The following is a 24,676-nucleotide window of genomic DNA, read 5'->3' as shown; positions in this document are numbered from 1 at the left end:
CATTATAACTTATAACTTCGTAAGTGGTGGGCCGGGCTGGATTTGAACCAGCGTAGGCGCAAGCCAACGGATTTACAGTCCGTCTCCATTAACCACTCGGACACCGACCCGATTTCTCTCACGATTTAAAATCTTAGCACCATGTTTTATAAATAGCAAGTGATTAGAAAAAATAACTTGCGGGTAGAGATCGCAATAAAACTGCGTCTCTACCTTATGGATCAAAAATACTGGTTACACGCTCATCTCCAGCATTCGTTGCATTGGTCGCAGTGCAGCAAGCCGAATATCCTCTGACATAGTAATTTCGGGAGTGCGATTTTTCATTGCCCAGTAAAGCTTTTCTAGGGTGTTTAATCGCATAAATGGACATTCGTTACAAGCACAGTTATTCATCGGCGGTGCAGGAATGAAGTGCTTGTCAGGAGCTAGTTTTTGCATTTGGTGAATGATTCCAGGCTCCGTAGCAACGATAAATTCCTTACTAGGGCTGCTTTGACAATATTTGAGTAAAGCGGCTGTAGAGCCAATAAAACTGGCGTGGCGCAATACACTACTTTCACATTCTGGATGTGCGATCGCCTCTGCTTCTGGATGGGTAATTTTTAACTGGACAATTTTCTTTTCCGAAAAGGTTTCATGGACAACACAGCTACCTTGCCATAACACCAAATCTCGTCCAGTCTGTTCCATGACGTACCGCCCCAAATTGCGATCGGGGGCAAAAATAATCGGCTGTTCTTTCGGTATCTGCTGGACAATTTTCACAGCGTTGGAACTGGTGCAAATAATATCGCTCATCGCCTTGATATCAGCAGAGCAGTTGATGTAAGACACCACCAAATGATCTGGATGCGCTGCCTTAAAAGCTGCAAATTCGTCTGCTGGACAACTGTCGGACAAAGAACAACCAGCATCCAAATCTGGTAAAAGTACTAATTTATCGGGATTAAGTATCTTTGCTGTTTCTGCCATGAAGTGAACACCAGCAAAGACAATTACATCCGCATTAGTCTTTTCTGCGGCTCTTGCTAGTTGTAATGAATCCCCAATAAAGTCGGCAATATCCTGAATATCTGGCTCTTGATAATAATGCGCCAGGATAACGGCGTTGAGTTCTTTTTTTAGACTCTGAATCGCGGCAAACAAATCTAGTGGTAGTTCACCCAGTTGGGTGTTTTCTCGTTGAGCTAGTGCAGTAGTAAACACAGTTTAGGGGTGCTTTATGTTGCAAATGTATGTCCTGTGGATTCAATTATAGTAGTTTTTACCAAAAATAGTGGACGGTTGATATTTTGGGGTTGTGTCCAAATCGGGCTGAGTTTCATATCCTGGAGATAGACGGCAAGGAAAGTGGCATGACCAGTCAGAAAACTCAATCGATAAACCTCAAAATTGCTGTAGTTGGAGATATTCACGACCAATGGGAAGTGGAAGATGGCGTTGCACTCAAGCATTTGGGTGTTGACTTAGTGCTGTTTGTCGGGGATTTTGGCAATGAATCGGTGGAAGTGGTCAGAGCGATCGCATCTCTCGATATTCCCAAAGCAGCCGTAATGGGCAACCACGATGCCTGGTACACCGCCACCGAATGGGGACGCAAAAAGGCTCCTTATGACCGCTCTAAGGAAGACTGGGTACAGGAACAACTCGATTTATTAGGCGCGTCCCATGTCGGTTACGGTAAGTTGGATTTTCCGGCTTGGAATTTAACTGTAGTGGGGGGTCGTCCCTTTACCTGGGGGGGCCCAGAGTGGAAATTCGCGGAAATCTGTAAAGAACGTTACGGTGTGACGAGTTTGGAAGAATCCGCCGATCGCATCGTCAAAGCGATCAAAAGCGCCGCTTACGAGACAATTATATTTTTGGGTCACAATGGGCCTAGTGGTTTAGGCGATCGCCCCGAAGACCCCTGCGGCAAAGACTGGCATCCAATTGGCGGCGATTTTGGCGATCCAGATTTTGGCGAGGCGATTTCTCATGCCTTGACTGCTGGTAAAACCATTCCTCTGGTGACATTTGGTCACATGCACCGAGATTTACGCCATACCAAGAAGGTGCAGCGCAAACCCATCTTTAGAAGTCCAGAGGGGACAATTTACTTAAATGCGGCTAGTGTCCCCAGGATTGTGGAAAATGACAGCGAGAAGTTGCGTAATTTTTCCATTGTCACCCTAGAGGCGGGTGTGGTTTCGCAAGTTTCCCTAGTTTGGGTGGGGAATGACTTTCAGGTGGCTAAGGGGGAAATTTTGTACGAGCGATCGCGGATTGTGTCGTAGACATTCGCATCCAGTAGTGCAATCTGCGTAGATAATAGGGTATAGTATGATCTGTCAAGTTTAGTGCTAACCAACAAAAGCGCCTGAATAGCGTCTGAAACTAGGATCAGCACAAGTTTGACAGATTTACTGGAGAGGTGGCAGAGTGGTCGATTGCGTCCGACTTGAAATCGGATGAGGCTAAAACCTCCGGGAGTTCGAATCTCCCCCTCTCCGTTGAAGAAAAATTAGGTTTTACAAATGTTATTAACGACGTAAGCCATTGATTAGATTTAATCTTAGCAACGGCTTAAGTATGATTTATTCTTGATAAGTGCCTATTGAATTCTTAAAGTTAGCAAAAGCTTCAAAAAACTTAACTAAAGGAATGCCGACATAGATTCATTGATGGACTCATCTGCTTTTTCATACAGAGCATTAAGGTAATCACGTTGCCGCACGCCTTGATAGTTACTACCTGTCAATAATTTATGAAATAAGAGTCGAGCAGAATCTTCATGTAAAAGTACATCACTTCCTTCTTGTAATTGTTTGTTTTGTGCAAAATTTCTGGCTTCCATTTTGGCCTGTTCCAAGTAAAATTTGAATAACTTTACGGCTTCCTCTTCATTTCTTATAGGTGAAAGTTGAACTTCATTAGCAAGACGGCCTCTAATAGCTGGAAGCATCTCACGGTAACGATCAAGGGCATCTGTAGTTAAAGCAACCATTAAGAAAAGATATTTAGGTAGTGCATCAATTAAAGCCCGCAGAGCAGATAAATATCTTAAAACAATAGTTTTTGATAGGCTACCATTCTGTTTTTCCAATTCATCAAGAAGAATAAAGATACCTTCTAAAGTCTTCATTTCTGAACCAAAATATACAATGTCTCGCAATGCTCTCGTTTTTGCTTCTACAGTATCTAGACGAAAATTTACTCCCAGTTCAGTTTGATGAGTTTTTCTTACAGGTAATCCTAAAAGCCATTGATATGCTAAAGATAGGCGCTCATTTAGTTTTTCTTCGGAATTAATAACACTCAAAAGAGCCTTAAGCATTATTTTAATTTCGCTCATTCGCACAAATTCTAATAATTTATCAATATCATCTATCTCTTGCTTCCTCTTTGCAAGTGCATCAATTGAGCGACGTAAGTAGTCTTCTCCCAAATTTTCAAATATAGACCTAATGAGCGGATCAAAAAATGGTTCTGGATCTGGAACGTATCTAATAACGAAAAAACCATGTTGAGAAAGTTTTTCACGCAAAGCATTTTCATAAGCATTCAGAAGGTTAGTCTTTCCAATCCCCTGACTAGCAGTTATTGAAATTACATGAGACTTGCGATCTGCATAAAATGTCTTTACCGCAGCATCAACTTGCTTATCTGCTTCTGTTGACATATGCGGATGATCACTGGTTTGTCCAGCGCTGGGAAAAGGGTTACTCAACACACCAAACTTTTTATAGAGTAATTTGGGTTGTTCTTCTGGTGCGTTAGCAGTCGCCTCATCTGTAAATAGATTTTCAAGAGGCATTTTTAACTCCTTCTAGCTTGATACGTACAGCAGATGTACCAGGTATAAGAAAATCTCCATGATACAGATAAACTTTTTCTAACTGGGGAAGTCCGTCACTTGTCTTAATTATCCACAAATCGTGCTGTTCAAAACGAGTATCTGGAGTAGATCCTTCAGCATAGACATTCACTAAGTTTTGTTCTTGTGCTTCTTTCACCAGTTTTCTAGCCAATATGGGATGAACAGCATATTTAATAGCTAATTCTTCTAACCACCGACCAGTAAGTATCCATTGTGTGTCTTCCTGCGAACGAATTAATTTATAAATTTTTACTGCTAAATTAGCAAAATCTGGTGAATTAGGTATGTTATCAGTGGCAACAATTTTTTGGTTTTGTATATTCAACCAAGCACAGGCTGCCTCGCCAAGCTTGATGTAGGTTGGTTTCGCTTTATTTGAAATTGGTAATGTGCTATATTCAACGCTTCTGTTTTGATTTACATAGTTACATATTGCGTCAAATGATGGTATTTTCTTCAAAGAAGATAAAACTTTTATATGATTTTCATTCAAGATACTTTCCCATAGAAACTTTAGTAATTCTGTACATATAATTTTATTATCATTAAGCTCAACAAACTTTCCACTATGCAGAAAATTTTTATACAAACTATAGCGAGATTGATGTGTTAAACCCAATTTTTCTTGAGCCTCTTGATTAGTTAGTTCTCCTTTGTCTACTAACAATTTCATTAGTAAGAACATCTGATCTGGACTAAATGCATATGTCTTAGCTATTGCTTCTATATTTTGGCTAGAAATTGCATCAGTCTGATCTTGGCTTTCTATGTCAGTTGATAGCGCAATAGAGGTATTATCTGTTGTTGCAGAGGATGTTCCAGAGTTAAAATTTCCCCAAAGAAGATCATCTTTAACGTGAAGTGGTTGCCAAGTATATTCCCCGCTAGGTATGCCCCATAGCTCTAATGACTCGTTAGTTTTGTAATTTTGCAAGCGCAGGCAACCAAAAGATACAGCTAATTCCCAAAGGACATCTGTTAGTGGTACTGTATATATTTTTTGACTGAAAGGATGAAAAAGAGAGCCAGTGAGTTTTCTACCATCAAATTTAGGAAAAGAACGAGATTCAAAAAAGAACACATCCATTCCTTCAGCCATCGTCATTCTGGCTAGACCTTGATCACTAGTTAGAAGAGCTAGGGCATGATCCGGGCGAACTTGAGTTTGAAAGCGTCGTGCAGTTTCTAAAATCAGACGATCAGCAAAACTCCTAACAATCTCTTGTAGTTTAAGATTACCATCTTCAGGATCGCTACTCGGTGTCACAATACCCCGCAGAGGATCTGCACCTAAGTCACCACGTTCTATTTCTGCATCTGAAAATTCTAGACGAAGTAAAGTTCGTTGACCACCCTGGCTGAGAATATGTTCTCGAAGTGCCGCAGCAACAGGTTTGTTCTTTTTTTGACTGTCTCTGCGAGTTGCAAAGTACCTATCTACCTGATTAATTATTTCCATGTGAACAATAGCTGGTACTTTTATTCTTGCCCAAGGACTAAGAAACCGACATATAAAATCAAGTCCCCCTTGGTGAATAGCTGATGTATCTGTAACAATAGTTATCGGTTTTTGCAAAGGTATTTTGCCAATAGTTTCAACATCAAAAATAGGTAAAAGTAATAATGTCCTCCGTAGTACGTCCTGCAATCCTTCTCTGAAAGCCTTTTGAACTCTATCTTTATCCTTTTGAACTCTGTCTTTATTCTCTACATTATCAAGAGCTTCAGTAATATTCTCATTGAGTTTTTCTAAGGATAGTAGTTGCCATTCAAACCCACCAAATTTAGCCGCACAATACTCATCATATCTAGTTTCATTTTCAATATATTGCCCTCCTGGTTGTAATGTAATAGTTCCAACATTGACCCATTTGTCACGTCCAAAACAAATATCTTCACCAAGAAATATTTCAAATGGCTCTCCATTCTTACCTATTTGGGCGATACATTGTAGTGCATCTTCTTTACTAAACAATTTTAATTTCATAAAGTTATTATTTTAATGAAGGGATACATTGACATCTGGAACATTAACAAACGTATCACACACCCACTGAATATGCTGGCGTAATGCCAAAAGTTGATGTTGACGAAGGTTGACACTATCACTATTAGATAAGCGTCCAAGCTCTTCTAAATCACTCCAAGATGATTCGTCATTAGACAATATCTCGTCTATTACTTGGATGACTTGCTTAAACTGTTCAATTCCACGCTTTTCAGGTTTTATTACTAGTGTAAATTTTTCAATTAATTCTTCTCTTAGTCGCTGAGTTTGCTCACTACTAGTCACTGAACCAAAGGGATCTCCAAAGGGTTCCCAAGAATAAATTTCTTCTTGATAAAATGTCGGTTCAACTAAAGCATTTGTATTGGTATCTAAGTATTTTTTACCCCAGCGACAAGGTTGCCAAAGAACAACCTTTAATGGACTTGAACTATTGCTGCTCACAAGAATTAATTCTCCAAAGTAATTATTTATGAATATCTAGATTAAATGTAACTGTCAAATTACTTTTTATTTATGAATCATAGGTTTTGAGGGTCAAGTCACAAATGAACTGATTTTTTTGGGTATTATAATCATAATTTGAACTTAGTTAAACTTTATCAAAAGCGAGATACGATCGCTCCCCCCTGCTTGCATTGTGCTATCATTTTGCTAAATTCTACTTTGAGGTAAAGCGATGGCTACCCTTTATGTAAGAAATTTACCCGATGATTTGTATGCAAAACTGCAAGAGTTAGCGGCATCTGAACACCGTTCCATTAACGCCCAAGTTATAACTCTGTTAGAACAAGCTTTAAAAACTGAAGCACAGCAAATAGAAGACCAGAAACGCCAGAATGTACTTAAAGTCCTGGAAGAAAGTCGCCAGCGTCGCCGTGTGAATCCAGCAGACTTCGGATTAGCTGATAGTACTCAACTGATTCGAGAAGACCGGGACAGATGACCACCCCTCTAAGATGCGTGTTAGATACCAGTGTGTGCATCAAGTATTTTATCGCTGATCCACTAACTGCCAAAGTTAATCAACTTTTCGACCATTTTGCCAATCCACAGACGGAAATATTTGTTCCAGACCTCTTTTACATTGAGTGTGCTAACGCCTTATTGAAGTACGTCCGTGCAAGGATGTACACTGCTGCTGAGGTTCAGATAGATTTAGCCACCCTCAAAGCTTTCCCTTTGCGTGTTATCTCCACGGCTGATTTGATGGCGGATGCAGTTACTATAAGCTTGAGCTATGGAACTTCTGCCTACGATGCTTCTTATGTCGCACTTTCACAACAGGTAGGTGCTACTTTGCTGACTCTCGACGGTAAGCTGGTCAAGGCTTTAGGCACTTCGTCTTACGATGTTTCCTCGTTTAATGACTTCGAGGTTCCGCCGTTGGAGTCGATGTAGAAGCGATCGCTTTTCCTCACCATATAGATGAGGCTAAATAAATCGATAGAAACTCAGAATTTGGGAAATTAAATTTTTATCACTGACTTATCTTAGTTGCAATAAAATTAGTTTGTAAAGCAGGGGATAAACCTGCTGTTTTTTAATATTCAATTGTCAAAAATGCCTTTTACTTATAACCGCACGGTTCGCTTTCAAGATACTGATGCTGCTGGGGTAGTTTATTTTGCTAATGTTTTGAGTATTTGCCATGAAGCTTATGAAGAATCTTTAGAAGCATCAAGTATTAATCTCAAAGATTTTTTTACTAATCCGTCTGTGGGGTTTCCCATTGTTCATGCTAGTGTTGATTTTTTGCGCCCTATGTTTGTTGGGGACAAGTTGCTGATTAGCTTAATTCCCCAAAAAATAGGTGTTGAGAAGTTTGAAATTACTTACGAAATTACCGTGGGTGAAGTGATAGTTGCTAAGGCTATTACTCGTCATGTTTGTATTGATGTGAGTACTAGAAGTAAACAGGAATTACCTGATGAGATAGTTCAGTGGTTGGAGACGAACCGCAGAGACGCAGAGGACGCAGAGAGAAAAAGGTCGAGAGAGATTATGTGATGGAATTTTGGAGGAATTCTGTGGCTATTTGTTGTAACTTTTGGCGGTTAATCTTACCTTGAGAGTTACGGGGTAAGTTTTGCTGGGGAATCCAATATTTAGGGATTTTAAATTTGCTGAGTTTGTATTTAAGTAGGGTTTGGATTTTTAAGGCAGAGATATCTGATTTTTTGGGAATGTAAATCGCTGTTAAAGCTTGTCCCCAGTGTTTATCTGGAATGCCGATGACACAGATATCACTAACCATTTGAGTGGCTTGTATAGCTGATTCAATCTCTGCTGGGTAAATATTTTCGCCACCTGTAATAATTTTGTCGCTGTTACGTCCGACAATATTTAAATGTCCTTGTTCGTCTAAAAAACCTAAATCATCTACTTGGAAATCAGTTTGATTTTCTCTATTTTTAGGATAGTAACCAAGGGCTAAAGATTTAGCATGAATGGTGATGTTTCCGATTTGATTGGAATTTAAAATTTCGCCTTGGTGATTACGAATAGTTACTTTTGCATGGGGAAGAATTTGACCACTGCTAATTTTACCACTCAGAAAATCATCTGGCTTGAGGGTGGCAATTTGAGAGGCTGTTTCTGTCATGCCATAGGTAGGTGCTAACCGTATGCGGTGAAATCTGGCTTTTTCTAGTAGTTCGTTCCATGCTGGCGCACCTCCTAAAAGTACAGTATTAAATTGGGATAGCCATTCAGTTAATTCTGGATTTTGTAGAAGGCGTTGTAACTGGGTTGGTACTAAAGATATAAAATATTCTGATTGTTTAATATTTAATATTTGACCTGATTCTACAGCTTTAAATGGTTGAATAGCTAGTTTACCTGCGGTAGTGAATGAGCGCATAAATTGCATTAAACCGCTAACATGATATAGCGGTAAAACGCAAAAAGAATTGACTTGCTTTAGTTGAAAGTATTCGCTAAATCCTTGTACGGATGCTGTGAGAGTTTCCCAAGTATGGATGGAAAATTTCATCTGTCCCGATGAACCACCTGTAGGAATCATGATGCTATTGGTAATTAGGCATTGGATATTATTATTCCCATGCCCCATGCCCGATGCCCCATGCCCTATTCCCAAAATAATATCTGGCTGTACTAAATCAAAGACTTGTTGCCATTCTTCTGTTCCGCAATCGGGGTTACAAAGAAAAACTGGACAATTCGCTGCACAAGCGGCAATAAAACTTGCTAGAAATCGCACTGGTTCGCGTTCAGCTAAGATGATTTTTGGTGGCGTTCCGCACGCTGATAATTGTGTTAATTCTAAATATAATTCTTGGGTTATTTGATTAAATTGATGGCTGTTGTAACCGATAAGCCAATTGTCCTGAGTTAGGTTATTAAGATAGTCTAAAGGTCGTTCCATAAACTTTGAAAACACGTTTCTTCTTGTTCAAAAAAATGGTCGATGCCAAAACCAATTGCTCGATTATTTCGGGATAATTCGGCTGCTAGTTGGAGTGCTGCAAGTCTAGCGATCGCAGTTTCAAATACTGATGAAAATACAGTATCAATTTGATACTGCTGGCAAAACGTTCTCAAACGAGATGCCGATCCAACTATCCCAGGCTTGATGACAAAAATCCCTCGCCAACCTTTTTGATAACAGGCGGCGAGTTGCCCAAGTGTGGCGACAGATTCATCTAAAGCGATCGCAGTTTCATAACTCAGACTCAATTCCAACATCTGCTGAAATTTCTCAACGGGTAACGGTTGTTCCATAAATTCAATTTCTATAGGTATTTTTCCGTTTGCCTTGAGATTGTCGCAAGTCCACAGCCATAACTTAGCTTCTTCATAGCTGAGTCCACCGTTGGCATCTAATCGCAGTTTCGCAGAGGCTGGTAAGGTGTGTATCAATGACTCAAAAATTTTTAGTTCATCAGCGATCGCATCCACTCCAATTTTCCACTTAAACGTGCGGTATCCCTGCTGCCACAGCGTTTCCCCTTGATTTAAAGCCGCTTCCCCAGATGGTAATAAGGCACTGTAAGATTGGGCATGGGGCATTGGGCATTGGGCATTGGGCATTGAAAAGAATTCACTTTCCCACTCCCACGCTGACTCAAAGCCAAATTGACAAGCGGGTAACTCATCTGGGATGGAGAAAATTATCTCGTCTGTGATTTCTCCTGGGAGTTGGCGACAAAAATCTAAGGCTTCTTCTAAAGTTTCGGAACCGAACCAGCTAATGGGGGCGATTTCTCCCCAGCCTACTTTACCTGATTCATCCGTAAGGCGAAGAATAATACCTTCACGAATATCCCACTTACCATGATTGGTGGTAAGCGATCGCAAAAATCTTCGCTGATAAGGACGAAATTCAAATCTGTACTCATTAGTCATTAGTTATTTTCCCTTTCCTCTGTTCCAATGCCCAATACAACTCTTGGAGAGGCTGCGCCAACGGCTTCGCGGTAGTTGAGCGTAGTCGAAACTCAGTACAAGTGCCCAATGCCCAATGCCCTAAATCATAAATCCCAGTCCCAACAGCGAGCAAGCCCAGAAATGCACGGCTACGGCGATGAATTTACAGTTACTAACTTTGTCCGGCTGGTTGTGATTTTCTTGGACGTGGCGGCATAATTTGAAGGCAAAGGGTAAACTCACCCAACTAAGTAACGTCCAAGCTGGAGAAATCCCCAATAGTACAAATAGCAAGGTGAGAGGATAAATGCTACCAGTAACCCAAACTAATAGTTGGGCACCTTTTTGGGTTCCGAGACGGACGATAGGCGATCGCTTACCTGCGGCTATGTCATCCTTAACTTGGTGAAAATGTGAGCAAAACAAAATTAAGGTTGTGGCAATGCCGACAATCACTGAAGCTGCTAAACTCGTTATTGACCAAGTTTGGGTTTGGCTATAATATGCTGCCTCCACTGCTAAGGGACCAAAAGCAAAAAAGCAAAGAATCTCGCCTAAACCCTGATATCCTAAACGAAAGGGAGGCCCTTGGTACATATAGCCTAAAACACAGCATAGTAGAATGATGCCGATAACAGTTAGGTCTTGTTGCCAAAAGGCGATCGCTAGTATGCCCAGCAACCCCAAACCTAAACACAAATTTCCGATCCAAAATATTAATGGCTTATTGCCTGTTAAGTTCACCAGAGAATGGTGCTTATTTTGATCAATACCTGTTTCAGAATCAAAGACATCATTAGTAATATTTTCCCAGGCAAGAATTAAGATTGCCGCAGTTACAAAAGTAGAAAATACTACACTATTGAAAGTTTTAGTTTCGGCAAATGCCACTGCTGTTCCTACCCAAATGGGCATAATGGCAACGCTATACATTGGCGGTTTAATCGCTGCCATCCATAACTTACTGTTGGGATATAAAATTTGCTTGGTAGTCATCAGTTGTGATTAATTAAATTATCGGAATATTACTCACACTTAAGATTTTATAATTAAATAGACGCTAGATATTCATGAGCTAAAAATAACTCTCACTTTTAGTGTGGCTCGTTAACCTGGTGTTGTTAACACTCCACCCTCATGTTGCAGCCCAAGGCTGGAACTGGCTTGTGAGGGTCTAAAAACACCACAAACAAGGCAAATCCTACGCTGGTGAAATGACAACTTAATATGTTACCTGTAGAAATACGACCACGATTAATTACACTTTAGGAAGTTAACTTAAAAAAAATTTACTATCGTTTAGATCCATGACAGTTTCACCATGTCGTAGTAACTTATTTGTACAGCACAAAGATTTATATCAATTTCTGGTAGCAGTGCAACAAAAGTGTCTCAAAAATAATTGCAGGCAAATTGTCAGTATCTCCCAAGAGATTGATTTAGTTGACCCTTTACTTGTATTGGATCAACTTACACAAGCAAATGAAATAAATTTTTACTTTGAGGATAAAGGTAAAGGAGAAGCGATCGCAGCAATTGATTCTGTAACAAAATTACAGATTGATGGCGCAGACCGTTTTAGCCAAGCCGAATATTTTATCAAATCTTGTCTAACAAATATAATTAATTTTGGTAACGCTAACCAACCTTTTTCTGGGCCTCACTTTTTTTGTTATTTCAGCTTTTTTGATAAAAATGCCCAAATAGATTATCCCTTTCCATCTGCTACCATCTTTCTTCCACATTGGCAAGTAGCTGTAAAAAATCAACATTGTGTATTAGTAACAAATATAATTATCAATGCAAATGTCAATATTCAAACATTATTGGAGAATCTGCAAAATAAAATTGAATTTATCCAATCTTTAGAATATTACTCTGCTAATCTTGATTGTTTTCCAGCAAAATTATACAAAAAATCCGCCACTAATGCTGCTCAATTTAAACGTTCAGTAGTATCTGCTTTGGAAAAAATTCGGTCTAGTCATTTAAGTAAGATTGTGTTAGCAGATATATTAGATGTCAAGTCAACAGAACACTTTGACTTAATTAAATCATTAAATAATCTTAGGCAAATACATCCTAATTGTTATATTTTTTCTACAAGTAATGGCAAAGGACAAAACTTTATTGGTGCCAGTCCAGAACGATTAATTAGTATTAATAATCAACAGTTAATCACAGATGCTTTGGCTGGTTCTGCACCACGAGGTAAAACCCCTGCTGAAGACGCAGCTAATGCCAATCGCTTACTCAATAGCGAAAAAGAAAAGCACGAACATTCGTTAGTACTCGATTTTATCACTCAACGTTTATCTCAGCTAGGTTTGTTACCCCAAATATTAGCACCCCGACTGCGACAATTATCTAACATCCAGCATTTATGGACACCAATAAGTGCTGTGGTTCCCGCTAACATACACCCCTTAAAGATTGTAGGACAATTGCATCCTACACCAGCCGTTGCTGGGGCAGCACGAGATGTTGCTTGTGCCGAAATTCGTCGTTACGAAAGCTTTGAGAGAGGTTTATATGCTGCGCCTCTAGGTTGGATAGATTCTCAGGGTAACTGTGAGTTTATTGTGGGAATTCGTTCAGCATTAATTGATGGCGATCGCGCGAGATTGTATGCTGGTGCTGGTATAGTTGCTGGATCTGATCCTGAGAAGGAGTTTGCAGAGGTGCAGCTGAAACTTCAGGCTTTACTTAAAGCATTAGTTTAAAGTTAATTAGTAATGTATTATTCTAGCTAAAGATATTTACCGAACTCTATCAACTAGAAATACTGATCCACCACCCCTAATTAGAGAAGATAAGCAATATGTTAAATTCTAAAAGTAGTGAAGATACAGCTTTCAAGCCTCAAGAATTTTTTAACGCGCAGTGGAAAGTCTACCAGAAAGTACTTGACAAAAATTACATGGGACACCGTGAAATTTACTCTACACTGCACGAGTTCCTGCTGGGCTACTTCCAACAACCCTTTAGAATGCTTGATTTGGGATGCGGCGATGCTAGCTTCACAGCCCAGGCTTTGTTAAATAGCACTATTACTTCCTATCAAGGCATAGACTTATCTATACCTGCGCTGGAAATTGCTAAAGATAATATGGCAAAGATTCAGTGCTACACAACCTTTACCCAAGGTGATTTTTCCCAATTGGTTCCTGAATTGATGTTAAGTCAGCAGAATAGCTTTGATATCATTCTCACTTCTTTTGCTCTCCACCATTTAAGTCTTGAACAAAAGGACTGTATTATTGGTCAGATGAAGAATCTCCTCACATCTAATGGTGTTTTTATTCTTATTGATGTTGTTCGCAAAGAAGCAGAAGATCGAGAAACCTACCTTACACGTTACTTAGAAGGTGTACAAAAATACTGGTCTTTACTTACTCCCCAAGAGTATTTCATGGTAGCAAACCATATTTCTTCAAGTGATTTTCCCGAAACTCAGCAAACCCTTTATGAAATCTCGCAAAAGTACAATTTTACTCGCTTCGATTCCTTATATTACAATCCACTCAATGCAACACAATTCTTGTGTTTTTACCGATAATCAGAAAACCTTTTTTTTAATTTTTTAGGGGCGTGAGATTCATCAAGAATGTCCTTAAATTAAAAATGAGTTATTTTTTTTGCACTATCGCAGAGTTAAAAAGTCATGTCCAAATCCTGATGAGTAAAAGCTTTAGCATTCGCCCCGGTGTAAGTAGCTATAATATGACCATCACCAGTCATTTGATATTTGTATGTCACTAATCCTTCTAAACCAACGGGGCCGCGGGGAGGCATTTGTTGTGTACTAATCCCTACTTCTGCACCGAAACCATAGCGAAAACCATCAGCAAATCTGGTAGAACAGTTGTGGAATATATTGGCTGAATTAATAAGTCCAAAGAAAGTTTCAACAGATGTTGAATCTTCAGTAATAATCGCGTCAGTATGACGAGAACCGTATTCGTTAATATGAGCGATCGCATCTTCTATAGAGTCTACAATCTTTATCGACAAAATAAAATCGCTATATTCTGTTTCCCAATCTATTTCTGTTGCAGCTGTAATATTAGGCAAAATTTCTAAGGTGCGTTTATCGCCTCTTAATTCTACATGGCTTTCTTGCAAAACCTCGGCAACTTTTGGTAAAAATTCTGTAGCAATCGACTGGTGAACTAGCAAAGTTTCAATCGCATTACAAACAGCAGGATATTGGGCTTTAGCATCGACTGTAATCGGAACTGCTTTAGAAATATCAGCAGCTTTATCTATATAGAGATGACAAATTCCATCGGCGTGTCCTAGTACCGGAATCCGCGTATTTTCTTGCACAAATCTAACAAAGGAATTAGAACCTCTAGGAATAATTAAATCCACATATTTATCTAACTTCAAAAGTTCCAGAGTTTCTTCTCTAGTTGTGAGTAACTGTACTGCATCTGGGTTAACAGCAGTATGAGATAATCCTTGTTTAATTGCCTTAACTATCGCTTCGCAAGAACGCACCGCTTCCTTTCCACATTTGAGGATTACACCATTTCCCGACTTGATAGCTAAAGAAACAATTTGAATCGCCGCCTCTGGACGGGCTTCAAAAATAATCCCCAAAACACCTAAAGGACAAGTGATTCGCTTGAGAATTAAACCAGTGTCAATTTCACGGTGAATCTGCACTTTACCCACTGGATCGGCTAGCTTACCAACATCTCGTACCCCAGCGATCGCATCTCTTAATTTATGTTCATCCAATTCCAAGCGCTTATAAAGTGGTTTGGGAATTCCGATCGCAGTCGCAGCTTCACAATCAGCAACATTTGCTTGTAAAATTTCATCTTTAGCTGATTCTAAAGCTTCTGCGATCGCTTCAATCGCTTGATTTTTGGCCTCAGTGGAGAGAATCGCTAGCTTACTTGCAGCTTGGCGGGTTTGTGCTGCGATCGCAATTAGGGGAGAAGCAATGTTAAGAATAGTCATAGTACAAATCTTTACCTTTTCCTAATCTTATCAATCTGAGGTTACCTTTATCATTCGTCTTCCTCCAATCGGGTGAACCATCTGGGTAATCAATAATTACTCTGATTGGGTGAGGCAAGACTTGGTTTAAAACATTTATCCTCTAAATATCAAACACAGATAAACAGTAGTAAGTTGACGGCATTAAAAATATTGTAAGTATTATTACAGGTTTTATTTGAAAATCTTAAAGATGATTTATGCGTTCCCCAGGCTAGAGAGACACAGTAATGTATGTTTCTCTAGTCTTTTACTTAAGTAAATAATTTATACCCCTATTATTTTAAATTTTTACGAAATTGCAGTGACAAAGGTTGGATCTATTGAGTATTGATTGATCAAATACCACTTTTTTGCTGTGGAGATCCCATGTCATTGCAATCTGGATTAGATGCCTTAAAAGAAAAGCGTTATCAAGAAGCGGTTAAATTACTCGAACAATTCTGCCGCAATTGTGCTGAACACGATTCCTCAGATTATCTTTCAGCCCAGATGTGGCTGATCAAAGCCTATCAAGCCACAGGCGAAATCGAAAAAGCCAAGAGCCTGTGTCAAAAGTTAATGATGAGTGAAAACCCACAGGCTCGCAGTTGGGCAGAAGAAGCTAGTCAATCCTTCCGTCAAACGCCACCTAACGCCAGCCAAAAAGCCGGTCGCGCCGTTACCACTGGGATGACATTAACGATGGGGGGTGTGGGTGGTAGTTTGGCATTAGCTTCTGGTGTCACCATGACCTTGTTGTTTGGCATGGTCTTCGCTTTAGGTTTGAGCTTAGTATTTATTGTGGGTAGCGACGATCCACTCCAAGGGCTAGCGATCGCTATTGGTATTACCCTAGTTTTTAATATCGCCGCCTTTTTCCTCTCTCCATTTCTGATGGACTTAACCCAAAGGTGGCTTTACCAAACTCGCTGGGTAGAGTTAGCAGAAGTTGAAACCCTCAGCCCAGAGACAGCTAAGGTTATTCGCCAAATCTGCGAACGAAAAAAGCTGAAAACACCTCGTTTGGGAATTATTAACGACCAAAACCCCACCGCTTTTACCTATGGTTCATTGCCCAACAGCGCCCGTTTAGTCGTTAGTCAGGGACTTTTCACATATCTGGATGACGATGAAATTGCTACCGTTTACGCCCACGAATTGGGGCACATCGTCCACTGGGACTTTGCAGTGATGACAGTAGCTTCAACCTTAGTGCAAATTTGTTACTTGATTTACAGCACAGCCAGAAGATTTGGGCGCGGTGGCGATAGCAAAATCAAAGATGCGATGCAAACTGCTGCCTTAGTTGCCTACGTTTTTTATGTCATGGGTACTTATCTACTGCTGTACCTCTCCCGCACACGAGAATACTTTGCCGATCATTTTTCAGCCGAAAGTACAGGCAATCCCAATGGATTATCTCGCGCTTTGGTGAAGATTGCCTACGGAATTTTAGAAGAAGGTTCGCGCACACAAGAACCCAGTCGTTTAATTGAAGGGACTCGCGCCTTGGGTATCTACGACCATAAAGCCGCCGCTTCCACAGGAACCGCCTACCGCATTGCATCCGATACCCAAAAAATTGGTCGCGTCTTTTTGTGGGATATGTTTAACCCTTGGGGCTGGTGGATGGAGTTAAATTCCACTCACCCCTTGACAGGTAAACGAGTCCGTGCATTAAGTACTTATGCCGAACAATTGGGTTTACCAGCTGAGTTTGATATGGGGCGAGTTATTGGAGAAGGCAAAACTCTCAGTAAAAGTAAGCTTTACGGCAACTTCTTTTTAGATGTTGTGTTGTATGGCGCTGAAACTATAGGTTTCATCGCCGGCTTGGTAATGGGTGTGATTCTGTGGTCAAGTTCCCCAAACACAGGTTTAGCATTGGGTGCGCCCCTTATGGGCTTAGGGATCGGAATTCTGGTCAAAGCCTTGGTGATGTTTCCCAACTACAAACAAGCACCAGAAACCGATATTCTCACCCTGATGTCAGACCCTTATGCCAGTCCGTTGCGCGGACAACCGGCAAAACTGCAAGGTCAACTAATTGGTCGTGGCGACGCTGGTTATAAATTTGGTTCCGATTTAAAAATTCAGGATCGTAGCGGAATGCTCTATCTGCATTATGCCTCACGCTTTGGCCCCATCGGCAATTTCCTGTTTGGGATGAAGCGAGTAAAAAGCTTGATTGGTGAACAAGTTGGGGCTGTGGGTTGGTTCCGTCGGGGTGTTGCACCTTGGATGGATTTGATTCAACTCCAGAGTGAAAATGGCACAATTGTCAACAGTTACCATCGCTTCTGGTCATACGTCCTTGGCGGTGGATCGATTATCCTGGGAGTGGTCTTGACTATGTTTTTGAGCAGCAGGTAGCTGAGTTTTTAGGCTGCAACTCATGAATTGCCCCTACACCTTGCGATCTAATTTTGTACCGCATCTGAGTGGGAACCATTCCCTACTCCCCACTCCCTTCTTGAGCAAGTTGAGCTTTTGCCTGTTGCCACAATTTTTCTAATTCATCCAAACTGTAATCAGAAAGGGGGCGGTTAACAACTGCCTCCATTTTTTCTAAACGCTGGACAAACCGTTGATTTGTACCTTGCAAAGCGGCGCTGGGGTCAAGATTATGCCAACGGGCTAGCTGAATAACTGCAAACAGTAAATCACCTAATTCTGCTTCTTGTCGTGCGGGTGTTTCCTCAGCTAAAGCTTGTTGAAACTCCCCCAACTCCTCATGAAACTTATCCCAAACGCCCTGAATATTTTCCCATTCAAACCCGATCGCCGCAGCCTTTTGAGAAATCTTCATTGCCGCCGTCATTGGGGGAAGTGTGCGCCCATAACGAGCGAGTTTCGCACTAAATTTTTGCACCTCTGGAACTTCGCCTTTTTCCGCAGCTTTGATTTGTTCCCAATTTTGGCGCACCTCATCCACACTTGCAACTGACACATCACCAAACACATGGGGATGACGGCGAATCAACTTTTGGGAAATCCCCTGAGTTATTTCTTTGAGGGAAAATTGCCCAGATTCGCTGGCGATTTGACCTTGGAGTACCACTTGTAATAATAAATCGCCTAACTCTTCTGCAATCGCCCCTTTATCCCCACTCTTAATGGCATCCACCACCTCATAAGCTTCCTCAATCACATAAGGTGTCAGCGTTTCGGCAGTTTGAGCCAAATCCCACGGACAACCACCATCAGGCGATCGCAATTTTGCCACCACCTCAATTAACTCCTGCAAAGCCACCAAAGTCTCATTGTTATTTTCCATACCTCTGCATACCTTTGCGTTTAAAAAATTATTTCTTTGGCCGAGAACGACTACCACGACTTGTAACTTTCCGCTTCTTCATTTTGCCACTAGGAAGCAACCCACGAACCCCCTGCTTTCGCACACGCTTATATGCCGAACCGCCCCAATCGCTGAGAGAATGACTCATTGCACCGAGTTCTAAACCCAAAAACAAAGCGATATATTCAGTATCGTATTGCACGAGCGATCGCCCCACACTTCCCCCCAAATCCTGCCAAGTAAAACTCAGATTCCACAACTTTTGGGCGATCGCTAAAACGAAAATTGCCAAAATAGCCAGCAAACACCCCAGATAAAGTATCCGCAAAATCGTGCCAATAATTGGCCCGTGGGATAAAAAAGAACGATGGCGGAGACTTTTTTGATAAGGTAGCCAAATCCAGCGCAAGAAACCCCAGCGTTGAAATTGCACAGAGTAGATATCCAAATCGGGGCCAAACATCAGCCCACCAAAGAGAAACCCGCCTGCAACCAACAAAGTCGCATTGCTACTGCGAGTCTGCCACAAAGTAACGCCCGCCACCAACGGCAGAGCATACATAGTAATGCGATCGTGCGTCCGACCAGAGGGCATCCTAAATCCTGTTAGCGATAGCGGGGCGTTGAGCCAGTGCTGAGTAACTGAATACTGAGTCAGTATAAGAGAAAAAAGATTTTCTTAAAACTACTAGCGCAATGCGAAATGTTTTGCTATATTAGTTAAGGATTGGGCGGTTAGCTCAGTTGGTAGAGCGCCTGCCTTACAAGCAGGACGTCATCAGTTCGAGTCTGGTACTGCCCATAGTCAAAAAAGCCGCCATTTGGCGGCTTTTTGATTGGAACCATCTGTAAATGTCTTAAGGCATTGATTTGCGCCTAACCACTCTCCACACTTTGTGCAGTAACCAGGTCTTGAGCGCCAGTTTAACAAAGATGATTCATGATTACAGTGAGGGCAAAGATCAACCAAGGGTTTTTGATGCTGATGGCAAATTGTAATTAGGTTGATTGTCCAAAGCAATTGCTCATTGACTACCAGCCCATTTTGATGCCGACGCCGCTCTACTTAAATACATTTCAACCTTTAGCTGAAATTGTTGCAAGGCTTGATTAATATGGCGATCGCTCTGCCACTTGCAACGTAGTTTATTGTTACCTTACCCTTTAAAATTGGTGAAGGTATTGTTCTTGAGGAAGATTTTCTATGAAAGCAAGGTTTTATTTAATTTGCGATGCTTTGGAAGTTATTGGTCTAAATCTCGTCGTGCTAAAGCTTGAATCTCAGTTCGCAGTGCGGTAATTTCTGCTTGCAGGGCTTGAATTGATTTTGCACCTGCCAGTTCTGCTTGATCATTCTCGGCATCCTGATCAACAAAAAATACTGCTAGCGTTGCTGTTGCATAATGGTACGCTAATTTCTGCCCCTAAAACCGCTTCATCGGGGCGAATGGGAATGTCACAAACCAGGTTATCGCCCTCAAATCGATAGACAGGGATGCGGTAACACCTCGATAGTTAAATACAAATCGCCGCGCTGTGGAGATAACGGACTAGGACGACCTTTTCCCTTGAGCCGAATTCGACTGCCTGGTTTTGCACCTGCGGGAATACGGACGTTGATCGTTTCGTCGTCGAGTTGTAAACGCTTTTGGACACCGTGAAATGCTTCGGAAAATGTGAGGGCGATCGCGGCTTCAGTATCCGGTGCAGGTGCTTGAGAACGAAATCCACCACTAAAATCATCAAAGCCACCAGTGGAGGTTTGACGTCTCGAACGACCCAGCAGATCGTTGATAAATGAATCAAAGTCGCCGTACTGATCGAAGTCAGTTGTACCAACATTAGTGGAACTGGGTGGCGGCGCTTCAGTGTAACCAGGGTGATTCCAGTGCTGATCAAAGCGATCGTATTTCTCCCGCTTCTCTGGATCAGATAGTACTTCATTTGCTTCGTTCAGTTCTTTGAACTTTGCCTCTGCATCTTTATCTCCAGGATTCAGGTCAGGATGGTATTTGCGAGCAAGCTTGCGGTAAACTCGTTTGATTTCTTCAGTCTTTGCAGTTTTGCTCACTCCCAAGATGGCATAGTAGTCTTTAAAGTCTGTTGCAGTTGGCATCACTCTGACTTTTCACGGGATCTGGAAAACCTCGCTTCTATTTCTCTCTCCTACAAGGAGAGAGACTTTGAATCTTCCCCCTTCCCTTGTAGGGAAGGGGGTTAGGGGGTTAGGTTTTTCGTTGGCTTTTCCACATGACGTGAAAAGTCAGGGCATCACTGACCTCTTAATTGCGGGTTATTCTGCGGTGGGTAGTAAGCTAATCCCGATTTTCACAATTTTTTATGTCCAGTTCCTCAGCCTGTTGGTGGAGTTTTTGTTGCCTTTGGAAATTACGCAAACAATAGCCGAGATCCTGATTTTACGGTAGGGGCAATTCATGAATTGCCCACACCGGGTGTAGTTTTGTGTAAGTCCTATTTACCGAACAAAATTCACGAGTCACTGATTTTAGTACTATTGATATTATACATTGGAGAGTGAAAAATATGACTGATAAACATAGCCAAACTGATTCATCATCGAAGCTATTTCCCATCAAAAAACGTGACGATTTTATTCGTCCCTTTATTGTTTCACCAGGGCAGAAAATTTCCCTTACTAAAGACTATAACCCAGCTTACAAAGATAATTATCTGGATAAGTCTGATGCTAAAAATGAGTTGCAGAGAGGCATTGAGGCTTTAGCCAAATATCAGGATATTCTCTATGCCCAAAATACCTATGCTTTACTAATTATTTTTCAAGCAATGGATGCTGCGGGTAAAGACAGTACTATCAAACACGTTATGTCTGGTATTAATCCCCAAGGATGTCAGGTGTATAGCTTCAAAGCTCCTTCTACAGAAGAGTTGGATCATACCTATTTATGGCGATGCTTCAAAGCGTTACCAGCACAAGGACAAATTGGAATTTTCAATCGCTCATATTATGAAGAAGTGCTGGTAACGCGAGTTCATCCAGAACTTCTAGAACTGCAACACCTCCCGCCTAGTTTTATAGACAAACACATTTGGAAACGCCGCTTTGAGGAAATCAATAACTTTGAGAAATATCTGGTCAACAATGGGATTGTTGTCCTGAAGTTTTTCCTGAATGTCTCTAAAGAAGAGCAAAAAAAGCGCTTTTTAGAACGGATTGACCTCCCTGATAAAAACTGGAAGTTCTCTGTTGATGATGCTAGGGAGCGTACTTTTTGGAATGAGTACATGGCTGTCTATGAAGATATGTTCAATCACACCAGTACAGAATGGGCACCCTGGTACGTTATCCCAGCCGATCACAAATGGTTTACTCGCCTTGTAGTAGCTGGCATCATTCACACCCAGTTAAAGGAACTCAACCTCAAATATCCAAAGGTCAACGAAGAAAAGCATCAAGAACTTTTGCAAGCAAAGGCAATGCTTGAAAGCCAGAAATAACAATTCAAAATTCAATAAGTAAGTAGGTGAGAATAAATCAAAGTAGATTAAGTAATGTAAAAAATCTTGAGATGAGTTCGTAGTGTTCGCGCAGCGTCTCAAAGAGAGGGCTGAAGCCCTCAAATTAGGACTAAAGTCCTTACTACAAACCTTGAATTATTCACGCCGCTCTACTTACATTTGAATTTTTAATCTCCTTTTTCTTGGTTAGGAGAATCTGCTGGAGATTGAGGAAAATCATCGGGTGGTTGAGACCTTGCCATCCGTTTTTGCTTCTGGGATACCCATTGCCAGGCAATCAAACAACCAATGGTTAAACCTGCTAGCATCAGGGCTAATGTCCATGACAAGTTACTGGGAAATCGGAAATCGAGCCAGATGCCTAGTGCCATTCCTAACAAAGTTGGTGCGACGACTGACCAACCGATCAAGCCGGCAAAACCTAAACCAAACCAAACGCCACCATAAGGTTTTGCTTGACGAGCATAAAGTTTGCGACGTTCTTTATTAGCGATCGCTTTAGCAAAAAGATGCAATTGCGACTTTCGAGAGGGAGTTTTCATACATATTCACCTAACTGAATAAAGTGCCGAATTGTGTTTACCTCGAGCTTTTCTAAAACGGAACGTGCTGTTTTTTCCCGTTCATCGATTAAGTGAAACTGCTGCTCAACGGTTTTTTTCAACATTCCCAAATCGCCACCTTGGACGGCGTTTTGGGTAGCAACTGTTACCTCATCCCCATGTTTAATCAAAATTCCTTGATCGATGGCAAAGAATTGTTCTTGTCCTTGCGGTGAGACGAAGGATAGCAAACTCGGTATTAGCGTTGCCACAAAATCTATATGGCGAGGCAGTAAGCAAAATATCCCATTCTCCGCTTCAGCAATCACTTTGATCGCGGCTGTTTCAATCAGGATTTTGGTGGGTAAGACAACTTTGAGCCGCATTTCTGATGGTGAGTCGGTCATGATTTTTTGCTCTCCTCTGGTGCTTTTACGACTTCATTAATTGAGCCGATCATGTAGAGCGATCGCTCTGGTGTCTCAGCAAACTCGTCATTGAGAATGCGATCGCATCCATCTAGTACATCGTCTAATTCGACTAATTTCCCTGTCAAACCTGTAAACTGAGCGGTGGAAAAGAAAGGTTGAGTCATAAACCGTTCTAAACGTCGCGCTTGGGATACCACTTGGCGATCGCTTACCGATAATTCTTCTAAGCCCAACATCGCAATAATATCTTTCAGTTCCTCATAAGTGGTGATGGTTTTGCGGACTGCTTGAGCGATTTGATAATGGCGATCGCTAGCCGTCCAAAAAAACTGCCTAAAGTTAATAGAATTGGGCTTTCGGCTGTAGGTAATTTCTGCACCGTCATCCACAAGCCACGAAAGTAGAGATTTCCTAACACTAAAGTAACAGGTAAAAATAAGAGGCTGTTCATGTTAAATCTCCTCAGAGGCTATTTAAGGAAGTATAAATATTTACCGATTTCCACTACTCCAAGCAAAATGTAAAGCTGGAAACCTGGATTATTTCCTGGCTAAATATAGTTAAAAGGCAATACAGTTCAGTTAGGCATTTCTTTCTTATCAGTAAGCTCACCATTTCTTCGGGTAACTTGTTGTAGCTATCTTGCGATCGCCATTAGTTACTCTGACATACTTATGTGAGAAATCATGTTTAACCAAGCGTTTGATTAGCGTATAAGTTGTATTTTTTGTCCTAAAAGCTTTCAAATCGTTACGATCAAGTAAAAATGTTTATCATAATTGCTTATAAACTAAATTTATTAAATTAATTGGCATTTTAATTATTAGTTTATAGCGGTTATCGTTCACGTGAGGTACACCCGTAGGGGCAATTCATGAATTGCCCCTACACCTTGCGATATAATTTTGTACCGCATCTGAGTGGGAACTGCTATCGCATAACAAGTACTGAAGAACCTTAATTTTTTGGCAAAGGTATTAAGATATTCTACATCTTAATACCTAAAAAACTAGGCAATCAGACTGAAATTGCTACTACTCAAAGTGATATCAGAATTACCTAAACGAGCAAACTCAAACACTGTTCCAGCACCCAAAACATTGCCATCTTGGTTATAGAAGAGGCTACCACTACTTTGACTATAGACAATATGTGCATTCTTCGCGTTAACAAGTTGATCGTTAGCAACAACTGCAAAGTCAGTTAAAGCTTGTCCTGCAGTATTAGTAACAGCATTGAAGGTAGTTTTACTCAGCACAATCTGGTCTTGTCCCGCTTCAAAGTCGGTGATGTAATCAACACCTAAGTTTGTGTTAAAAACCCCACTGCTTTGGAACAGAAATTTATCCTTCCCAGTTCCACCAGTGAGAATATCGTCACCATTACCTCCCCAAAGTAAGTCATTACCAGTTCCACCAGTGAGAATATCATTACCATTACCTCCCTGAAGGGTGTCATTTCCTGCTAACCCTTGCAGTTGGTCATTTCCGTCACCGCCAATCAGAGTGTTATTCAGTGCATTACCAGTGAGACGCTGATTGCTTGTGCTGGTAGTGTTGGCTAACTGTAGAGAATAGTTGGAGTTGACGTTGGTGTCTGCTGAAATTCCAACATAGTAATTCCCTGCTGCTCCTAATGTTGCAGAAATTTGACCGT

At 41.0% G+C, this 24,676-nt stretch carries 23 protein-coding genes, 3 tRNA genes and 2 pseudogenes; 10 read left to right on the top strand and 18 right to left on the bottom strand.

Annotated elements, in window-relative coordinates; all coding sequences use genetic code 11:
* Nucleotides 1-24: 24 nt before the first annotated feature.
* Nucleotides 25-110, bottom strand: a tRNA-Tyr gene (locus V7K50_RS14625).
* A gap of 124 nt (nucleotides 111-234) precedes the next feature.
* Nucleotides 235-1,209 (bottom strand): quinolinate synthase NadA, encoded by a 975-nt coding sequence (gene nadA / locus V7K50_RS14620; protein ID WP_334961130.1) that lies wholly within the window; start codon nucleotides 1,207-1,209, stop codon nucleotides 235-237.
* A gap of 149 nt (nucleotides 1,210-1,358) precedes the next feature.
* Between nadA and V7K50_RS14615 the strand changes: the two genes are divergently transcribed.
* Both V7K50_RS14615 and V7K50_RS14610 read left to right on the top strand, forming a co-directional pair.
* Nucleotides 1,359-2,279, top strand: a complete 921-nt coding sequence (locus V7K50_RS14615; protein WP_334961128.1) for a TIGR04168 family protein — start codon at nucleotides 1,359-1,361, stop codon at nucleotides 2,277-2,279.
* A gap of 131 nt (nucleotides 2,280-2,410) precedes the next feature.
* A tRNA-Ser gene (locus V7K50_RS14610) sits at nucleotides 2,411-2,495 on the top strand.
* A gap of 143 nt (nucleotides 2,496-2,638) precedes the next feature.
* Here the strand turns inward: V7K50_RS14610 and V7K50_RS14605 are convergent.
* Genes V7K50_RS14605 through V7K50_RS14595 form a run of 3 tightly spaced genes read right to left on the bottom strand, consistent with a single transcriptional unit; the run spans nucleotide 2,639 to nucleotide 6,314 of the window.
* A complete protein-coding gene (locus V7K50_RS14605; protein ID WP_334961127.1) occupies nucleotides 2,639-3,799 on the bottom strand; it encodes a P-loop NTPase fold protein in 1,161 nt (386 codons plus the stop codon).
* Nucleotides 3,789-5,849, bottom strand: coding sequence for a hypothetical protein (locus V7K50_RS14600; RefSeq protein WP_334961126.1), 2,061 nt, complete (start codon nucleotides 5,847-5,849; stop codon nucleotides 3,789-3,791). Before V7K50_RS14600 ends, V7K50_RS14605 begins: the two co-directional genes overlap by 11 nt.
* Nucleotides 5,850-5,861: 12 nt before the next feature.
* Nucleotides 5,862-6,314: a hypothetical protein gene (locus V7K50_RS14595; RefSeq protein ID WP_322669646.1), complete on the bottom strand. Its 453-nt coding sequence runs from the start codon at nucleotides 6,312-6,314 to the stop codon at nucleotides 5,862-5,864.
* A 235-nt stretch (nucleotides 6,315-6,549) separates the two neighbouring features.
* Here V7K50_RS14595 and V7K50_RS14590 point away from each other — a divergent pair, with 235 nt between their 5' ends.
* The 3 genes from V7K50_RS14590 to V7K50_RS14580 all read left to right on the top strand — a co-directional run bounded on the left by V7K50_RS14590 (nucleotide 6,550) and on the right by V7K50_RS14580 (nucleotide 7,880).
* Nucleotides 6,550-6,816: a FitA-like ribbon-helix-helix domain-containing protein gene (locus V7K50_RS14590; RefSeq protein WP_334961124.1), complete on the top strand. Its 267-nt coding sequence runs from the start codon at nucleotides 6,550-6,552 to the stop codon at nucleotides 6,814-6,816.
* Nucleotides 6,813-7,271 carry a type II toxin-antitoxin system VapC family toxin gene (locus tag V7K50_RS14585; RefSeq protein ID WP_334961122.1) on the top strand — a complete coding sequence of 153 codons (459 nt, stop codon included), beginning with the start codon at nucleotides 6,813-6,815 and terminating at the stop codon, nucleotides 7,269-7,271. Before V7K50_RS14590 ends, V7K50_RS14585 begins: the two co-directional genes overlap by 4 nt.
* Nucleotides 7,272-7,433: 162 nt before the next feature.
* The gene (locus V7K50_RS14580) at nucleotides 7,434-7,880 is read left to right on the top strand and encodes an acyl-CoA thioesterase (protein WP_334961120.1); all 447 of its coding nucleotides are present in this window, start codon (nucleotides 7,434-7,436) and stop codon (nucleotides 7,878-7,880) included.
* On the opposite strand, the gene V7K50_RS14575 is transcribed toward V7K50_RS14580, so the two are convergent.
* The 3 genes from V7K50_RS14575 to menA all read right to left on the bottom strand — a co-directional run bounded on the left by V7K50_RS14575 (nucleotide 7,873) and on the right by menA (nucleotide 11,255).
* A complete protein-coding gene (locus V7K50_RS14575; protein WP_334961118.1) occupies nucleotides 7,873-9,258 on the bottom strand; it encodes a 2-succinylbenzoate--CoA ligase in 1,386 nt (461 codons plus the stop codon). The genes V7K50_RS14580 and V7K50_RS14575 overlap by 8 nt on opposite strands.
* Nucleotides 9,243-10,238: an o-succinylbenzoate synthase gene (locus V7K50_RS14570; protein ID WP_334961116.1), complete on the bottom strand. Its 996-nt coding sequence runs from the start codon at nucleotides 10,236-10,238 to the stop codon at nucleotides 9,243-9,245. Before V7K50_RS14570 ends, V7K50_RS14575 begins: the two co-directional genes overlap by 16 nt.
* Nucleotides 10,239-10,358: 120 nt before the next feature.
* On the bottom strand, nucleotides 10,359-11,255 hold the full coding sequence (gene menA / locus V7K50_RS14565; protein ID WP_334961114.1) for a 2-carboxy-1,4-naphthoquinone phytyltransferase: 897 nt from the start codon (nucleotides 11,253-11,255) through the stop codon (nucleotides 10,359-10,361).
* A 311-nt stretch (nucleotides 11,256-11,566) separates the two neighbouring features.
* Here menA and V7K50_RS14560 point away from each other — a divergent pair, with 311 nt between their 5' ends.
* The gene (locus V7K50_RS14560; protein WP_334961112.1) at nucleotides 11,567-12,982 is read left to right on the top strand and encodes an isochorismate synthase; all 1,416 of its coding nucleotides are present in this window, start codon (nucleotides 11,567-11,569) and stop codon (nucleotides 12,980-12,982) included.
* A gap of 98 nt (nucleotides 12,983-13,080) precedes the next feature.
* Nucleotides 13,081-13,818, top strand: coding sequence for a class I SAM-dependent methyltransferase (locus V7K50_RS14555; protein ID WP_334961110.1), 738 nt, complete (start codon nucleotides 13,081-13,083; stop codon nucleotides 13,816-13,818).
* 95 nt (nucleotides 13,819-13,913) lie between these two features.
* On the opposite strand, the gene V7K50_RS14550 is transcribed toward V7K50_RS14555, so the two are convergent.
* Nucleotides 13,914-15,230 (bottom strand): glutamate-5-semialdehyde dehydrogenase, encoded by a 1,317-nt coding sequence (locus V7K50_RS14550; RefSeq protein WP_334961108.1) that lies wholly within the window; start codon nucleotides 15,228-15,230, stop codon nucleotides 13,914-13,916.
* A gap of 408 nt (nucleotides 15,231-15,638) precedes the next feature.
* On the opposite strand from V7K50_RS14550, the gene V7K50_RS14545 reads away from it, so the two are divergent.
* Nucleotides 15,639-17,624 carry a zinc metalloprotease HtpX gene (locus V7K50_RS14545; protein WP_334961106.1) on the top strand — a complete coding sequence of 662 codons (1,986 nt, stop codon included), beginning with the start codon at nucleotides 15,639-15,641 and terminating at the stop codon, nucleotides 17,622-17,624.
* Nucleotides 17,625-17,706: 82 nt separating this feature from the next.
* On the opposite strand, the gene mazG is transcribed toward V7K50_RS14545, so the two are convergent.
* Nucleotides 17,707-18,528 (bottom strand): nucleoside triphosphate pyrophosphohydrolase, encoded by an 822-nt coding sequence (mazG, locus tag V7K50_RS14540; RefSeq protein ID WP_334961104.1) that lies wholly within the window; start codon nucleotides 18,526-18,528, stop codon nucleotides 17,707-17,709.
* Between the two features lie 28 nt (nucleotides 18,529-18,556).
* Nucleotides 18,557-19,144 (bottom strand): metal-binding protein, encoded by a 588-nt coding sequence (locus tag V7K50_RS14535; protein ID WP_334961102.1) that lies wholly within the window; start codon nucleotides 19,142-19,144, stop codon nucleotides 18,557-18,559.
* Nucleotides 19,145-19,278: 134 nt separating this feature from the next.
* Here V7K50_RS14535 and V7K50_RS14530 point away from each other — a divergent pair.
* Nucleotides 19,279-19,351 (top strand) — tRNA-Val (locus V7K50_RS14530).
* A gap of 442 nt (nucleotides 19,352-19,793) precedes the next feature.
* Here the strand turns inward: V7K50_RS14530 and V7K50_RS30710 are convergent.
* Together V7K50_RS30710 and V7K50_RS14525 are read right to left on the bottom strand one after the other, a co-directional pair.
* A pseudogene (locus tag V7K50_RS30710) lies at nucleotides 19,794-19,958 on the bottom strand (potassium channel protein); the annotation flags it as partial.
* Nucleotides 19,954-20,665 (bottom strand): annotated as a pseudogene (locus V7K50_RS14525) (DnaJ domain-containing protein); the annotation flags it as partial. The pseudogenes V7K50_RS30710 and V7K50_RS14525, both read right to left, overlap by 5 nt.
* A 428-nt stretch (nucleotides 20,666-21,093) precedes the next feature.
* On the opposite strand from V7K50_RS14525, the gene V7K50_RS14520 reads away from it, so the two are divergent.
* A complete protein-coding gene (locus tag V7K50_RS14520) occupies nucleotides 21,094-22,026 on the top strand; it encodes a polyphosphate kinase 2 family protein (RefSeq protein WP_334961100.1) in 933 nt (310 codons plus the stop codon).
* Nucleotides 22,027-22,214: 188 nt separating this feature from the next.
* Here the strand turns inward: V7K50_RS14520 and V7K50_RS14515 are convergent, their stop codons facing one another.
* The 5 genes from V7K50_RS14515 to V7K50_RS14500 all read right to left on the bottom strand — a co-directional run.
* Nucleotides 22,215-22,589 carry an AtpZ/AtpI family protein gene (locus V7K50_RS14515; RefSeq protein ID WP_334961098.1) on the bottom strand — a complete coding sequence of 125 codons (375 nt, stop codon included), beginning with the start codon at nucleotides 22,587-22,589 and terminating at the stop codon, nucleotides 22,215-22,217.
* Complete coding sequence (locus tag V7K50_RS14510; protein WP_334961096.1) at nucleotides 22,586-22,996, bottom strand: F0F1 ATP synthase subunit epsilon; 411 nt, start codon at nucleotides 22,994-22,996, stop codon at nucleotides 22,586-22,588. Before V7K50_RS14510 ends, V7K50_RS14515 begins: the two co-directional genes overlap by 4 nt.
* Nucleotides 22,993-23,364: an ATP synthase beta subunit C-terminal domain-containing protein gene (locus V7K50_RS14505; RefSeq protein WP_442944600.1), complete on the bottom strand. Its 372-nt coding sequence runs from the start codon at nucleotides 23,362-23,364 to the stop codon at nucleotides 22,993-22,995. The genes V7K50_RS14510 and V7K50_RS14505 overlap by 4 nt, the downstream gene beginning before the upstream one ends.
* On the bottom strand, nucleotides 23,271-23,471 hold the full coding sequence (locus V7K50_RS30705; protein ID WP_442944598.1) for an N-ATPase subunit AtpR: 201 nt from the start codon (nucleotides 23,469-23,471) through the stop codon (nucleotides 23,271-23,273). The genes V7K50_RS14505 and V7K50_RS30705 overlap by 94 nt, the downstream gene beginning before the upstream one ends.
* 558 nt (nucleotides 23,472-24,029) lie before the next feature.
* The coding region (locus V7K50_RS14500) for a M10 family metallopeptidase C-terminal domain-containing protein (protein WP_442944597.1) at nucleotides 24,030-24,676 on the bottom strand (647 nt) is incomplete at its 5' end.

The sequence above is a fragment of the Nostoc sp. genome (assembly GCF_036917135.1).
Taxonomy (GTDB): Bacteria; Cyanobacteriota; Cyanobacteriia; order Cyanobacteriales; family Nostocaceae; genus Nostoc.
The sequence above is the reverse complement of the archived record's forward strand: the minus strand, read 5'-3'. Positions and strand labels throughout refer to the sequence as shown.